This is a genomic window from Alphaproteobacteria bacterium, assembly GCA_025800285.1.
Taxonomy (GTDB): domain Bacteria; phylum Pseudomonadota; class Alphaproteobacteria; order JAOXRX01; family JAOXRX01; genus JAOXRX01.
Window position 1 is genome coordinate 1 of the sequence record JAOXRX010000106.1, and the last position, 815, is coordinate 815.

Sequence of the window (815 nt, forward strand, 5' to 3'; positions counted from 1 at the left end):
ATTTGGATTAATATCGACAGGTTGTTCAAGATCGAAAACAACATCTTCATATCTTTCAAGATATTTTGGATTTCTAAAGGATTTCATATTTATTTTAAAGATTATATAATTTTAAAAATTATATAATCTTATTAGTTTCAATCATTCAAAATGTAATTCAGTCTTTGATTTATATCTTCTCGAGTTATTTTTTTGATTGGATTTCTTTTAATAGTTGCTTCATCGAAAGTGACTTTTTTAGGAGTATTCCTTTTCTATAACATTTCAATTATTTTATCACCAGCCTTTTTACCAACATGTTCACATGTTTTTTGTAGCCGCTGCTGTAATTGCTTTAGTGGCTGCTGTTTTGCGGCTTTTTTCATTGTCTTTCCAAATATCTTCCAACCAAAAGATTTGAATACATCCATCACTCCTTCACCATAAATATGTTGTCTTGTATATCTCCCTAATTCGGGGTAATATTTTTTTTTGAATTCTGATTGTCTCTTCATTTTATTACAAGAGAATATTATCTTGAATGAAGTATTAAAGTCATGAACCAATCGATGTCGTTGAAATCAACTGGTCTTCCAAGTGAATCTGCTACATAAATTCTCATTTCAGAAATAGTGTTGGATGAAACAGGACAGTATAAAGTTCTTCGAGGTTCAAAAGTAAATGGATAAGACCTTGTGAGATTGTCAGTTGGTATCATAGCGATAGTATTAGCATTTATTCCATCTACAATACTGTCTTTTATTGCATTCGTATTAATATTCAAGACATCAATCGAATTTGTGATATTTGGCAGTTTTGTTCCATATTTTGTTTTT

General features: G+C 29.4%; 2 protein-coding genes. Both read right to left on the reverse strand.

Features of this window, described 5'->3' with window-relative positions; translation table 11 throughout:
- Nucleotides 1-254 precede the first annotated feature (254 nt).
- Complete coding sequence (locus OIF36_05650) at nucleotides 255-494, reverse strand: hypothetical protein (protein MCV6599937.1); 240 nt, start codon at nucleotides 492-494, stop codon at nucleotides 255-257.
- Between the two features lie 17 nt (nucleotides 495-511).
- Nucleotides 512-815, reverse strand: a 304-nt coding sequence (locus OIF36_05655) for a hypothetical protein (protein ID MCV6599938.1), incomplete at its 5' end; no start/stop codon positions are given.